The following is a 13,273-nucleotide window of genomic DNA, read 5'->3' on the forward strand; positions in this document are numbered from 1 at the left end:
GCTCCGCACTACACAAGCGGCACGGTATGGCTGTGAAAACGCTCGGCCGTACGCCCGGTCGCACGCCCCAGCATGGCTTTGGCCGTCGTACCAATGACGCGCATGCCGCGCTCGATCTGTTCGAGCGTGACATGACCGTAACTGAGCCGAAGCGTATTCCGCTTTGGGTTATCGCTGTAAAACAACCGCCCGCGACTGAACACCACCCCCTGCTGGCGTACCTGATAGAGCAGTTCCGTCGCATCCAGGGACGGCGGCAGTGTCACCCACAGGAACAGCCCCCCGGCCGGCTGTGTCCACACGGTTTCAGCCGGAAAGTCCTCCGCCAGCCGCCGCAGCATCAGATCGCGGCGCGCCCGGTAAATCGGACGGATTTTCTCCAGGTGCGCTTCATATCGTTTGCGGCGGCAAAAATCCCACAGGGCGGCCTGCAGCAGTGGCGAGGTTGTGATGTCGTTGTTCTGCTTGAAGGCGGTCAGACGGGCAATCACCGGACGCGCCGCCGCACACCACCCGATGCGCAGCCCCGGAAGCAGACTCTTGGAGAAGTTGCTGACGTAGATGACGTGCTCGGTGTCGTCCAGCGCCTTGAGATGCGGTAAGGCGTCGCCGTCGAACCGCAGGTGTGAACCGTAGTCATCTTCGACAATCGGCAGGTTGTGCTCCCGCGCCAGTGCCAGCAGGCGGCGGCGGCGCTCCCAGCTCAAACAGGCCCCCGTCGGATTCTGAAAACTCGGCACGACATAGACCAGCTTGGGACGCTGCACCTTGAGCACATTTTCCAGTACGTCCACACACAGCCCGTCTTCATCCACCGGAATGGGCAGCAGGCGGGCGCCCGCCAGGGCAAAGGCCGTCATGGCGCCCGGATAGGTCGGATTCTCAATGGCCACGGTATCGCCCGGCGAAATCAGGGCGCGGGCAATCAAATCCAGCGCCTGCTGTGACCCGCTGGTGACAATGATGTTTTCAGCCGTGACCTCCGAGCCACTTTCGCGCATGCGCTGGGCAAGGTATTCACGCAGCCGCTCGTACCCGGCCACCGGCCCGTAGCGATAGATTTCATCCCCCAGCGTCCGCTCGGCAAAATGGAGTGAGTTGCGGAACTCGCGTGTCGGAAACGACGCCGCATCAGGAAAGGACCCGGAAAAGGAGATAACGTCGCGCAGCGTGCTGACCTGATAAAGATCGAGCAGCGATTCAACCACCGGACTTTGCGCCCGTTCGGAAAACATCCCTTCCCAGACCATCTTGCGCGCCGGAGTCCGCCGCGCCGCGCGCTCATCAAGCCGGGCCACTTCCGCCAGCTTCTGCCGGGCGACGAATGTTCCCCGTCCGACAAACGATTCCACCACGCCATCGGCCAGCAACTCGTCGTATGCCATGGCGACCGTACTGCGATTGACCCCAAGCTGCCGCGCCCATTCGCGTGTGGCCGGCAGACGCGCGCCCGGCGCGAGCCGGCCCTCCCGGATGGCCTCCAGAACCGCCTGCTTGATTTGCAGGTACACCGGCGTTCGGGAATGATGGTCAAGCGGAACGTGCATGCCGTGGCAACCAGTGGGGGACGCGAAAGGCTGGATTGATTTTTGGCGCTTGGCACACCATTTTATGCCGGAGCAGCGTGAAGGAAACAGCCATTTCACATTTTTATCCCAGCCATTTTCGCCGACCGGAAACCGTCAGACCGGGAGTGGAGGTGCAACAACGATGTCGCAGACGTGGCTTTTTGCTCCCCCAACCCATGCCAACCACCTCACAGGAAGCCATCACCCTGAAACCGCAGCGCGCACGACCCGCATCATCCGCGCCCTTGAGCAGGACGTACACGTGCAGACCGCCTGCCAGTGGGGAATGCCGCGCCCGGCGACAACCGACGAACTGGCGCGGGTTCATACGCCAGACCACCTGGCACGGGTCGCCGAAGCCAGCCGGGCAGCGCAGGCGCGGCAGCAACTCGTGGCGCTCGACCCGGATACAGTTGTGTCGGCCGGGTCATACGAAGCCGCTGGCGATGCGGCCGGGGCCGTCCTGGCCGCCGTTGAGGCCATCCACCAGGGAAAGGCCCGGCGGGCTTTTGTGGCCGCGCGCCCGCCGGGACATCACGCCACCCCGAATCGGGCAATGGGCTTTTGCCTGTTCAACAATGTGGCGGTTGGCGCGCGGCATGCCCAACATCTGGGCTTTCAGCGGGTTCTCATCGTGGACTGGGACGTGCACCACGGCAACGGCACGCAGGACATCTTCTATGCCGACCCGTCGGTATTCTTTTTTTCCATCCACCAGTTTCCGCACTATCCCGGTACGGGAAGCCAGTGGGAACGTGGCGTCGGTCCGGGCGAAGGTTTTACGCTCAACGTTCCACTACGCGCCGGAACGCCGGCTGCCGCGTATCTGGAAGCCTTTGAAGCCGGGTTGGAAACCATTACCAGTCACTTTCACCCCGACTTTGTGTTCATTTCGGCCGGTTTTGATGCCCACGTCGCCGATCCGCTCGGCAACCTGAACCTGACCGACCGGGATTTCGTGCAGATGACGCATCTGGTCAACAAAGTGGCTGACCGCTTCAGCGCCGGGCGGCTCGTGTCGGTGTTGGAGGGGGGCTACAATCTGGACACCCTGCCCCAAACGGTTTGTCACCATGTGGCGGCGCTGGCCGGCGTGGCGGAAGAGGCGCCGGCAGCCGGGGAAAAACCATGACACGCTCTGTCATCGCCAAGCGCCTGTCCAGACGACACCGTTACGTCAAGGGAAACGGCCAACGCCCGACTGGTGGCAGACGGCCCCCGCTGGCACGGGCGCTGGCCCAGTTGCGGCGCATCAAGCAGCGTTTTGCGCGCTACATCGGGAAAACTTACGGGCACCTGGCAGCCGACTGTGCGACCTGCCCGACGCCCTGCTGCGCCGACGCCCAGTTTGTCAACGTCCACATTGTACGGCTCGAAGCCAAAGCCATGCTGGCCACCCTTCAGCACAGCCCCAAGTATGGCCCAGCCAAAGTACGGGAAGTGCTTGCCCGGGCGGCTCACGCTGTGGCGCGCTATGGACTGACTGAAACCGGCGATACCTTCGGGCAGACCTACGCCTGCCCGCTCTTTGAACCGGGCGTGGGCTGTCTCGTTCACTGGAAGGCCAAACCGGCCGCCTGCATTCAGCACGGGTGCTATGAACGCTGGGAAGACCTGCCGGAGACAGGCACGCAACGGCGCGTCGAACGCCAGGTGGCGGCTTTGGATGCGGCTGTCCACGACGCACCTTCCACCTGGCTGCCCATTCCGCTGTGGTTGCTCAGGGCAGCCGATGAGGCGGATGAAAGCCTTGATTTCCGGGACGAAGCCGAGCCCCCGCCCCGCGTACAAACAGCACGCGAAGGCTTTTCCAGCCCGGATTGACCGCGTAAGATGCTTGGCCGCAAGGCAAGCCAGCTTGCCAAACGGAGAGGTCAAGCAGAGAGGGCGTCATGCCACCCACGGTCTGGTGCGCACAGCATGCCGTGCGCTTTCCTTTCAATCCGGGATCAGATGAGCAGACCTGTCCGGCCGGACACAGCATACGGCTTGAAGGCATAGCGGGCTACTGCCCAAGCTGTGACCTGCAGTGGGACGTGCGTGAGGTCGAACAGCCGGAAACCTGCCCCTACTGCCAGACAGGCAATGTCCGGCGGTATCTGTGCCACACCTGCCAACGGCTGACCTACCTCCCGATTGAGTCGGCAGATACCACTTGCCAGGGTTGTGGGACGCCCTTTGCCCAGACAGTGCTTCCCCATGCGTGTCGCGTCCTGCGGGCAGAAGTTGTGACCGGCCGGCAGGTGTGCCCGGCCTGCCAGGAATCCATCCGGCAACGGGCACCTGCGCCGACGCCAACGACCAAACAGAGTACAAACGGAGCGACGCCCGCCGCCGTACCTGCGACCGTACCGGCGGCATCAGAAGCCGGTGCAGAACCGACGGCCGGGACGGCCGAAGATACCGGGGGCATCCGGCTCACCGGGCCTGTCCGGGTGCGGTCGTTGCACGCCACCTATGGCTCCCGCCTCGTGCGCGTTCACTTCGACTACAACCGGCGTCGCTTTTTCCGCAACGAGAAGGGGCTTTTCTACGCCTGCGGCGTCGGCGCTCCGCCAACGCACTATCACATCATTCCGAGTTGGTCGCGTTTTGGCGTCGCGGGTGATTTCGTCCACTGGTTTTCGGAGATATTCGACTGCCCACAACCAAAAGGCGGAGACATCTGGGTTCATGCGCCGGCGGTGGCGGACGCCGAAGGAACCCTGCTCCACAAAGGACTGCTGGAGATTGACCGCCCGCCGGAAGCTGTCCTGTGGCCCCGGCCACAGTCGCACCACACACCCGTTGAACCGGAAGCTCCGGCCCGGTATTTCCCTGCGCCGGTACCACCGCTGACCGCCGGTGTGCCGGTCAGTTCGGTCGTGGATGTGACTCCCGCAACGGTTGCTCAGCCCCAGCCGGCAGCCATGAATACCAGACAGCCGGCTGGCGCAACGGTCAACCGGCAGCCCCAACCGGCAAGGCGGCGGTGGATGCTCGCCGGACTTTTGCTGCTCTTTGTCGCCATCGGTGTCGGGCTGGCAATCTACTTTGTTGCACTTGCCCCTCACCGACCGGCAAACCCAACTGTCAACAGCGGGAATCCAGCGCCAGCTCCTCCTCCAAATCAGCCACAGGCGACAAACCAGACCAATCAGCAGGCCATCCTGGTTGCCATGGAAGGGCTGACGCTCGCCTTCAACGGGCAACTGACAGAGACTTATGCCACCTATTTTGACCGGACGTTGCGCCCGTATGGCAATCGCCGTGAAGCCCCGGCCAGGCAGGCAGTGGATGACCTGCAAAAGCTGGCCGAAACCTACACCGTGACGATGACGCACGAGAATCCGCAGGTGGCAGTTGACGCCCAGGGTGCCCAGGCGACGGTCACGGCCAACCGCCTGCTGAGCGGCCGTCACCGGCAAACCGGACAACTCGTGAAAAGCACCGAGCGTGTGACCTACCGCTTTGTCAAAAGGGGAGCGAATTGGCTCATCGCCGGCATCAGCCACCCCGCCGTTTTCCCATCTGCCACGGCCACGCCGAAGCGTACACCTGGCACCTCCCAACGCTGAACCATCGGCGACAGATGCCAGCCACCGCGCCCAATCGCTGAAAAGCAACCGCCGGCGCATCGGGTTTCCGAAACACCGGCGGCTGAGGTAGCGCGGGTGAAATTCCCCCCTTGGGCTATACGTCGAAGTACAGTTGAAACTCAATCGGGTGCGGACGCAGGCGCAGCGCCTCGACTTCACGCTTGCGCTTGTACTCAATGTGGCGCGTAATCAGCTCCCTGGTGAAGACACCGCCGGCAAGCAGGAACTCGTGGTCGGCTTCGAGCGCCGCCAGAGCTTCTTCAAGCGAAGCCGGAAGACGCGGAATGTGCAGTTTTTCCGCTTCGTCCATGTCGTAGATGTCCTTTTCGAGCGGCTCACCGGGATGGATTTTGTTCAGGATGCCATCGAGTCCGGCCATGAGCATGGCGGACAGGGCGAGATATGGGTTGCAGCTTGGGTCAGGTGGGCGAAACTCCAGGCGCTTGGTCTTGGGATTTTTCGAGAGCACTGGAATCCGAATCGCTGCCGAGCGGTTGCGTGCCGAGTATGCCAGATTGACCGGGGCTTCATAGCCCGGCACCAGCCGCTTGTAGCTGTTGGTGGTCGGGGCAGCAAAGGCTACGACGGCCGGGGCGTGCTTGAGCAGGCCGCCGATGTAGTAGAGCGCCATTTCCGACAGGTCGGCATACTGGTCACCGCCAAACAGGGGCTGTCCGTCTTTCCACAGCGACTGATGGCAGTGCATCCCGGAGCCATTGTCGCCATAGAGGGGCTTGGGCATGAACGTCACCGACTTGCCGTACTGAAGGGCGGTGTTCCGCACGATGTACTTGAACAGCATCAGGTTATCGGCGGTCGTCAGCATCGAGGCAAACCGGAAGTCAATTTCGCACTGGCCGCCGGAAGCCACCTCGTGGTGGTGACATTCGGGGGAGATGCCAACCGCTTCCAGGTTGAGGGCAATTTCAGAGCGCAAATCCTGCAGGGAGTCGAAGGGCGGAACTGGCACGTAGCCTTCCTTGGTCCGAATCCGAAAACCCAGGTTCTCGTCAGGGTTATCACTTGTCCAGTTGCCTTCGCCGCTCTCAAAGCGGAAAAACGCATGGTGCGGCTCGTTGAGAAAACTCACGTGGTCGAAGACGAAAAACTCAGCTTCCGGGCCGAAGTAGGCCACGTCCGCCAGACCGGTTGAGCGGAGATAGGCTTCGGCGCGCTCGGCAACCGAGCGGGGGTCGTAGATGTACCCTTGGTGCGTCAGGGGTTCAACAACATCCGCGAAAAGACAGAGGGTGGGTTCCTCGAAAAAGGGGTCAATCCAGAACCGCGACGGGTCTGGAATGAGCAGCATGTCGCTTTCGCTGATGTTGGCCCAGCCCCGAATGCTCGACGCATCAAAGCCGAAACCTTCGGTAAAGCTCTCTTCCGTCAGTTGCGAGATAGGGAAGGAAATGTGTTGCCACGAGCCGGGGAGGTCGGTGAAACGCAGGTCAACGAACTTCACGCCTTCGTCATTGGCGAAGTTCAGGACGGATTTGGGATCCATGTGGATACCTTTCGCAGTGCAAGACTCAACACAATATGCTGCCCGCCGCCGTGGGGGAGCGACGTCAGGCGTTCAAAAATCTTCGGGCCGGATGGAACGTGCCGCAGATCACGCCACACGGTGCGGCTCCGGCGGGTGAGATGCCGTGTGACCATTGCGTGCATCGGCTGTCCGGGTGGATTGCTCCAGGTGGACTTCGTGGGCAGCCGGCAGGTTAAAGGCCAGATCAAAGATGTGTGCGCCAAACTCCTGCACAATTCCCTCACAAACCCTGATGGCCCGGATGCTGTTGCCGCGTTCATCAAGACGCGGTGAGAACACGCCAATCCCAAATCGCCCCGGAACGACAGCCAACAGCCCGCCACCAACTCCACTTTTGGCCGGCAGTCCCACGCGATAGGCCCATTCGCCGGCATAGTCATACAAACCGCAGGTGAACATGACGCTGAGAATGTCCCGGACATACTCGGCAGCAATGGCACGTTCGCCCGTCAGCGGATTGACGCCCCGGTTGGCGAGTGTCGCGCCCATCACGGCCAGATCACGGCAGGAGACCATCAACGAACACTGCTGAAAGTATAAATCCAGGGCCTCGTCCACGTTGCCGTCAATCATACCGAAGTTGAGCATCAGGTGCGCAATGGCGCGATTGCGGTGGCCGGTCGTCCGCTCGGACATAAACACCGACATGTCGGCAAAGATGCTGTGGCCCGTGTAGCGTTGAAACAGGTCAAGCAGGCGGTTGAGCTTGTCGGTCGGGTCAGTTCCCTTGATGATGCTCGTCATGGCAATAGCACCGGCATTGACGAGCGGATTGTGCGGACGCTTGGAACGCTCATCGAGCTTGATGATGGAGTTGAAGGCATCGCCCGTCGGCTCGACGCCCACCCGCGTCCGAACATAGTCGCGGCCGTGGTCTTCGAGCGCCAGCCCATAGACAAAGGGCTTTGAGATGGACTGGATGGTGAACAGGTAGTCGTAGTCTCCCACCTCAAAGATTTGCCCATCCACGGTGGCAATGCAGATGCCGAACAGGTCCGGTGGCACCTTGGCCAACTGTGGAATGTAGTCGGCTACCCGGCCGTCCTGAAGGGACTTGTATTTCAGGTGCAGGTCATTGAGAACGGAAAGGATACGCAGCCGTTCAGCACTCTGGCGAACGGATATGGCTTCGGCTGAAACGTTGGCTTGAAAGCTCATCAGAAAACTCCGCCGGTGAACAAGACCACAACCCCCAGACCGGTTTCAACCTATGGAGCAAAGACTCATCCGGTTCACCCTCTGCCGTGTCGGCAGCGGTGGGATTCAGCCCGGCTCCGTCCTTCACCCAAGCCCAATCTGACGCATAATTCCAGTGCCGTGGGAAGCGTATCCCATCCCGCCCCCCGGCGCATAGCGACGCCGGGAATTGTCGCGTAGTGACGGACCGCCTGGGAGCGCGGGCATCCTGCCCGCATGGGGGTATGGGGCGACCGTGATCCGTGGGTTGAAACCCATCGTGGGTGAACCCACGATCCCGTGGGTTGAAACCCACGGATCATGTCGCCCACCAATCGTCCCCGTCGCGTCAGCGACGGCTGAACCCCACCGTGGATGTCCCGATTCGTGGTGTATCCGTACGATGGCGCCCGCATTCCCCTGCGGGCGGGAAATTGTGTCGTTCCGGCGATATTCATCCGTCGCTACGCGACGGGGTGTGGGGGGTGTCGCGCTCCGTGGGTTGAAACCCACGGCTAAATTCATCCGTCGCTACGCGACGATGCATAAGGTGCAAACCTACAATGGGTTTCAACCCACGGTCGCTTGCCCCCACACACACCCGTGCGGGTGGGACGCCCGCGCTCCCAGGCCTGTCGCGCCAGCCGTGAGACAGAAACCCGTGGACGTGGGCGTTGGTCGTGGGTTGCAACCGCATGTTTGCCGCGTAGCGGCAACAGAATTTTGCCGTGGGTTTCAACCCACGGATCATGTCGCCCACCAATCGTCCCCGTCGCGTCAGCGACGACTGAACCCCACCGTGGATGTCCCGATTCGTGGTGTATCCGTACGATGGCGCCCGCATTCCCATGCGGGCGGGAAATTGTGTCGTTCCGGCGATATTCATCCGTCGCTACGCGACGGGGTGTGGGGGGTGTCGCGCTCCGTGGGTTGAAACCCACGGCTAAATTCATCCGTCGCTACGCGACGATGCATAAGGTTCAAACCTGCAATGGTTTTCAACCTACGGTCGCTTGCTCACACACCCGTGCGGGTGGGACGCCCGCGCTCCCAAGCCTTTCCCTCCGGGAGGCCAAACGGCTTGCCCCACATCCCGCCTTCGCCTATCGTCGCAGGTGGTCGTCGTCCGTTCTATGCCGTACGTGCTGGGCGCCAGTGTTTGGGCCGATGCCGTTTGAACGGGAAGCTGCGGCCTTCACTTTGGGGCAAGACGCCATGGGCGTCGTGCGATGAAGTGCAGCCAGGCTACCCACCTGTCCATGCAGGTTCAAACGACGCGCCACGACGGCGGTGGTGGTTGGCGACGACCTCCTTTGGCATCTCCCTCGTCAGGCGTGGGGGCCAGCCGACTTCCCCACCGGGTTTCCCAAGTATGCTCCTCGTGATTGACGTTGGTAATACCAACACGACGCTGGGCGTTTATGCCGGCGAAACGTTGATTGCCCACTGGCGGCTGACGACCGAACGTGAACGCACCACAGACGAGTACGGCATTTTGTGCCGCAACCTGTTTACCATTTCCCAACTCGATCCGCGCGACATCACCGGCATTGCCATTGCCTCGGTCGTGCCGCCGCTGAACTTCACCTTTTTCCGCATGGCCCAGACGTACTTCGGGCGCGAGCCATTTTTCGTGCGCCCGACGGAAAACGTCGGCATGCCCATCCGGTACGACGTGCCGCAGGATGTCGGCGCAGACCGCATCGTGAATGCCGTGGCCGCTTATGCGCGCCACGGCGGACCCTGTGTCGTTGTGGACTTCGGTACGGCGACGACGTTCGATGCCATTTCTGAAGACGGAACCTATCTGGGCGGCGTCATTGCGCCGGGCATCGTCATCTCGGCCGAAGCCCTCTTTCAGCGGGCAGCCCGCCTGCCCCGGGTGAGCATCGCCCACCCGGCTCAAGTTATTGGCGCCTCCACCATCGGCAGTATCCAGTCGGGACTGTACTTCGGCTATATCGGACTCGTGGAAGGGATTTTGCAGCGCATGCAGGCGGAAATGGGCAGTTTGCGGGCCGTCATTGCCACGGGTGGACTGGCACGGCTGATTGGCAAGGGTTCGCCGCTCATCACCGAAATTGATGAAAATCTGACGCTTGAAGGGCTGCGCCTGATTTACCAGCGCAACGCCCGGACGGCTTAGCCCGGCGCAGCTTCCAGCACCTTCGCATCGCCTATGTCACCGACTTCTCCGCCCCTGCGCATTCTGCTGACCGGCGGAACGCTCGATAAGGTCTATGACGAGCGCACCGGCAACCTCGTTTTTTCCCGGACGCACCTGTTCGACATGCTCGATCAGGCGCGGTGCTACCTGGCCAACATCACAATTGAGCCGGTCATGCTCAAGGACAGCCTGGACATGACCGAAGCTGACCGGGCCATCATCCGTGCCGCCGTGGCGCGTGCACCGGAACACCACATCATCGTGACACACGGGACGGACACCATGACCGAAACCGCCCAGGTCGTGGCCGCCCAGGTTACAGACAAAACCGTGGTGTTTGTGGGAGCGATGATTCCCTATGCCTTTGGCGGCTCGGATGCCCTGTTCAACCTGGGCTTTGCCCTGGCATCCGCCCGGACGCTGCCGCCGGGCGTCTATATCGCCATGAACGGCACAGTCTTTGACTGGCGCAATGTACGCAAAAACCGCGAGCGGGGACGCTTCGAGCCGCTCCATCCCTGATGCCACACGGCAAGGAGACCGTGACCTGCATCAACTTACGTCAGAAGGTGAATGGATGTCCCGGACCAGACGCTGGTGAGGGTGTCTGCATCGCCGATAACCTGCATGTGCGTGGTGTCGCCGACGGTGTAGAGGGTCACATCCTCAATAGCGCCGATCGTCTTGGGCGGAGCCATGAAGTGCCGGACAGCCACTCCTGGTCCCTGCTCGCGTAAGGCAACGGCTTCTTCGTACAGTGCCCGGCGGGTGTCTTCCGGCAGGTCGAGTGCGGCAATGGCTTCTTCATCCTGTACGAGCGCCATGCTTCCGTCCGCATCCACACTCCACAGGTAAGGGATGTCGAGAAGGAAATGCAGGTGTTCAGGTTGCACATAAACGCCTAGAATCTGGCAACCAAACACATGCTTGACGACGTGTTCCTGGTGTTTCGTAAGCTGTCGGACTTCCATCATTGACGCCCATGAACATCGAGCTGTTTTTCAAAGCGGCATCCTATGCCCTGGTTACGGGTGGCTTTTTGACGCTGGCGCTCACCGGACGGGTGGATGTGGCGACGTGTATCCTCTACAGCCTGGCGCTCATCGCAAGCTGGTTTGCCGACCGTCCGGGGCTGCGGCTGCAAATCAGTGAACGGGTCGCCAACTGGTGCGTCGTGGGATATGCGCCCTTTGCCTACCTGGATTTGCGGTATCTCAGCAGTTCGTGGATTACGGCGCTCATTCACTTCGTGCTGTTCGTCTCGATTTTCAAGCTCTTTCAGGTCAAGCGCGACCGTGACTGGGTGTTTCTCTACCTGCTGGCCGTGTTTGAAATGCTGCTTGCGGCCGGTCTCACCATTGATGCCCTGTTCCTGCTGCTGCTTACGGGTTTCACGCTGACCGGACTGGCGGCCCTTCAGGCGTTTGAAGTGGTGCGGACGGGTCGGAATCTCCGTCAGCCCCTGCGCACGGTGACCTTGTCCTATGACGGTCAACAGGCGCGGCAGGCCAGTCGTCCGGTACGCTACCTGCTGGTGATGACACTGGTCATGGCGGCGCTCATCGGAGCCCTGAGCGTCCCGACCTTCTTCCTGTTGCCGCGCTGGAACACGGGCCTGCTGTCCCAGACCTTCAGCGAAGACACGGCGATGACCGGCTTTTCCGACCTTTCCATCACGCTTGGCTCAGTGGGTAACATCAAAAGCGACGAGCGCACGGCCCTGCGCGTCCGGGTTGAAACGCCGCTGCCGCCCTACCTTCACTGGCGCGGCATGGTGATGACGCACTTCGATGGCAGGGAATGGACACGGCCGGAAGCCAACCGGCGCGTGGCGGTCAGGCTCCAGAATGGGGAGTACATCCTCAATGAACGCCAGCCACGGGGACAGGTAGTGGTGCAGAGGGTGTACCTGGAACCGATGAACACCAGCGCCCTGTTTCACTGCGGCCAGCCGGTACTTGTCTCCAATCTGCGTGGCCTGGCGCAGGATGCAACCGGAACGCTCTACCGGGCGGAACACGGAGCACGCCTAAGCTACACTGTGCTGTCCCATCTGGATGAAACGCCGGAGGAGCAGTTACGACAGGACCCGCTCCAGTATGATGCCCAGACCCGCGCCACCTTCCTGCAACTGCCGGCGACGTTTGATGCACGGGTGACGCAACTCGCCCGTGAGATCACCGCCGGTGCCACTAATGGCTACGACCGGGCGCGTGCCATCGAGCAACACCTCAAAACACGCTGTGCCTACACGCTTGAACTCCAACGGGGAAACGAGCCGGACCCCATTGTGGACTTCCTGTTCGAGACACGCCGCGGCCACTGTGAGTATTTTGCTTCGGCGATGGTGCTGATGTGCCGCTCGCTGGGGCTGGCCGCGCGACTGGCCGGAGGCTATCACCTTGGCGAGTACAATGATCTCAACAATACCTACCTCGTTCGGCAATCCGATGCCCACGCCTGGGTCGAGGTGTATTTTCCGCAAACGGGGACGTGGGTCGAATTTGACCCCACACCAGCGGCAGCCGCCAGCCCACGGACCGCAGCCTCCGGGTTGCTGACTTCAGCACGGCGCTACATCGAGGCTCTGCGCACGTTCTACATTGACTATGTCATTGCCTACGATGCTCAGCGCCAACGTATGCTGGCGCAGGATGTCGGCCGCACTGCCGTGCAGTATCAGACAACGGCGGAAACCCGCCTCTACCGCTACCGCGAGCAACTCAGAATGTGGGCCATCTCCCAGTTGATATGGATGTACTCGGCCGTGACGGGTACGGAATTTTTCCATCACCTTACGGTGTTGCTGGTGCTGGCGGGCATCCTGTTGCTGATGCTGGCCGGCTACCTGCTCTGGTGGCGCATCCGGCACACGCCACGGCTTCTCTTTGAACGTCGGTGGTTGAGCTGGCTTGCCCCGCTGTTCCGCTGGACGCTGCGCCAGGACGAACGTCAGTCGGCCGTCCTGTTTTACGATGAGATGGCCGCGCTGCTGAGCCGCGCCGGACACCGCCGCGCACCACATCAAACGCCACTGGAATTTGCTTTGGCAACCGGCTTCGAGGAAGTCCTCACCATCACCCGGGCCTACAATCAGGCGCGCTATGGCGACCGGCTCGAACTCGACACCCGGCAGATTGACCGGGCACTCCAGGGGCTGCGCCAGCGTTTGCGGCAGCGCCGGTCAGGGTTCTGGCGCGGGTTCCGGTGGCTTGGGGGCCGCTAGGCGGCAACTGGG

Annotated in this window: 10 protein-coding genes and 1 other RNA gene; 7 read left to right on the forward strand and 4 right to left on the reverse strand. The window is 61.7% G+C overall.

Annotated features, from left to right (window positions below):
* Nucleotides 1–8: 8 nt before the first annotated feature.
* A complete protein-coding gene (gene pdxR, locus CABTHER_RS09795) occupies nt 9–1,547 on the reverse strand; it encodes a MocR-like pyridoxine biosynthesis transcription factor PdxR (protein ID WP_014100481.1) in 1,539 nt (512 codons plus the stop codon).
* Between the two features lie 163 nt (nt 1,548–1,710).
* Here pdxR and CABTHER_RS09800 point away from each other — a divergent pair, with 163 nt between their 5' ends.
* From CABTHER_RS09800 to CABTHER_RS09810, 3 genes are all read left to right on the forward strand, one after another.
* Nucleotides 1,711–2,700 carry a histone deacetylase family protein gene (locus CABTHER_RS09800; RefSeq protein WP_014100482.1) on the forward strand — a complete coding sequence of 330 codons (990 nt, stop codon included), beginning with the start codon at nt 1,711–1,713 and terminating at the stop codon, nt 2,698–2,700.
* On the forward strand, nt 2,697–3,392 hold the full coding sequence (locus CABTHER_RS09805; RefSeq protein ID WP_014100483.1) for a hypothetical protein: 696 nt from the start codon (nt 2,697–2,699) through the stop codon (nt 3,390–3,392). The genes CABTHER_RS09800 and CABTHER_RS09805 overlap by 4 nt, the downstream gene beginning before the upstream one ends.
* 68 nt (nt 3,393–3,460) lie before the next feature.
* Nucleotides 3,461–5,125: a hypothetical protein gene (locus CABTHER_RS09810; protein WP_014100484.1), complete on the forward strand. Its 1,665-nt coding sequence runs from the start codon at nt 3,461–3,463 to the stop codon at nt 5,123–5,125.
* 115 nt (nt 5,126–5,240) lie between these two features.
* On the opposite strand, the gene glnA is transcribed toward CABTHER_RS09810, so the two are convergent.
* Nucleotides 5,241–6,650, reverse strand: a complete 1,410-nt coding sequence (gene glnA / locus CABTHER_RS09815; protein ID WP_014100485.1) for a type I glutamate--ammonia ligase — start codon at nt 6,648–6,650, stop codon at nt 5,241–5,243.
* 108 nt (nt 6,651–6,758) lie between these two features.
* The gene (glsA, locus tag CABTHER_RS09820) at nt 6,759–7,850 is read right to left on the reverse strand and encodes a glutaminase A (RefSeq protein ID WP_014100486.1); all 1,092 of its coding nucleotides are present in this window, start codon (nt 7,848–7,850) and stop codon (nt 6,759–6,761) included.
* A 1,143-nt stretch (nt 7,851–8,993) separates the two neighbouring features.
* Here glsA and ssrS point away from each other — a divergent pair.
* The 3 genes from ssrS (at nt 8,994) to CABTHER_RS09830 (ending at nt 10,557) form a co-directional block, all read left to right on the forward strand.
* A non-coding RNA gene (gene ssrS, locus CABTHER_RS17900) (6S RNA) lies at nt 8,994–9,171 on the forward strand.
* A gap of 69 nt (nt 9,172–9,240) precedes the next feature.
* Nucleotides 9,241–10,014 (forward strand): type III pantothenate kinase, encoded by a 774-nt coding sequence (locus CABTHER_RS09825; RefSeq protein ID WP_014100487.1) that lies wholly within the window; start codon nt 9,241–9,243, stop codon nt 10,012–10,014.
* A gap of 33 nt (nt 10,015–10,047) precedes the next feature.
* The gene (locus tag CABTHER_RS09830; protein ID WP_014100488.1) at nt 10,048–10,557 is read left to right on the forward strand and encodes an asparaginase domain-containing protein; all 510 of its coding nucleotides are present in this window, start codon (nt 10,048–10,050) and stop codon (nt 10,555–10,557) included.
* A gap of 35 nt (nt 10,558–10,592) precedes the next feature.
* On the opposite strand, the gene CABTHER_RS09835 is transcribed toward CABTHER_RS09830, so the two are convergent.
* Nucleotides 10,593–11,006 carry a hypothetical protein gene (locus CABTHER_RS09835; RefSeq protein ID WP_228374049.1) on the reverse strand — a complete coding sequence of 138 codons (414 nt, stop codon included), beginning with the start codon at nt 11,004–11,006 and terminating at the stop codon, nt 10,593–10,595.
* An 11-nt stretch (nt 11,007–11,017) separates the two neighbouring features.
* On the opposite strand from CABTHER_RS09835, the gene CABTHER_RS09840 reads away from it, so the two are divergent.
* A complete protein-coding gene (locus tag CABTHER_RS09840) occupies nt 11,018–13,261 on the forward strand; it encodes a transglutaminase TgpA family protein (RefSeq protein WP_014100490.1) in 2,244 nt (747 codons plus the stop codon).
* Nucleotides 13,262–13,273: the final 12 nt, after the last annotated feature.

It is taken from the genome of Chloracidobacterium thermophilum B (assembly GCF_000226295.1).
Taxonomy (GTDB): domain Bacteria; phylum Acidobacteriota; class Blastocatellia; order Chloracidobacteriales; family Chloracidobacteriaceae; genus Chloracidobacterium; species Chloracidobacterium thermophilum.

Excerpts from the sequence above, each read along its gene's own strand:
- CABTHER_RS09800 (WP_014100482.1), top strand. The coding sequence starts at position 1,711 with ATGTCGCAGACGTGGCTTTTTGCTCCCCCAACCCATGCCAACCACCTC.
- glnA (WP_014100485.1), bottom strand. The coding sequence starts at position 6,650 with ATGGATCCCAAATCCGTCCTGAACTTCGCCAATGACGAAGGCGTGAAG.
- glsA (WP_014100486.1), bottom strand. The coding sequence starts at position 7,850 with ATGAGCTTTCAAGCCAACGTTTCAGCCGAAGCCATATCCGTTCGCCAG.
- CABTHER_RS09830 (WP_014100488.1), top strand. The coding sequence starts at position 10,048 with ATGTCACCGACTTCTCCGCCCCTGCGCATTCTGCTGACCGGCGGAACG.
- CABTHER_RS09825 (WP_014100487.1), top strand. The coding sequence starts at position 9,241 with ATGCTCCTCGTGATTGACGTTGGTAATACCAACACGACGCTGGGCGTT.
- CABTHER_RS09805 (WP_014100483.1), top strand. The coding sequence starts at position 2,697 with ATGACACGCTCTGTCATCGCCAAGCGCCTGTCCAGACGACACCGTTAC.
- pdxR (WP_014100481.1), bottom strand. The coding sequence starts at position 1,547 with ATGCACGTTCCGCTTGACCATCATTCCCGAACGCCGGTGTACCTGCAA.
- CABTHER_RS09835 (WP_228374049.1), bottom strand. The coding sequence starts at position 11,006 with ATGGAAGTCCGACAGCTTACGAAACACCAGGAACACGTCGTCAAGCAT.
- CABTHER_RS09810 (WP_014100484.1), top strand. The coding sequence starts at position 3,461 with ATGCCACCCACGGTCTGGTGCGCACAGCATGCCGTGCGCTTTCCTTTC.
- CABTHER_RS09840 (WP_014100490.1), top strand. The coding sequence starts at position 11,018 with ATGAACATCGAGCTGTTTTTCAAAGCGGCATCCTATGCCCTGGTTACG.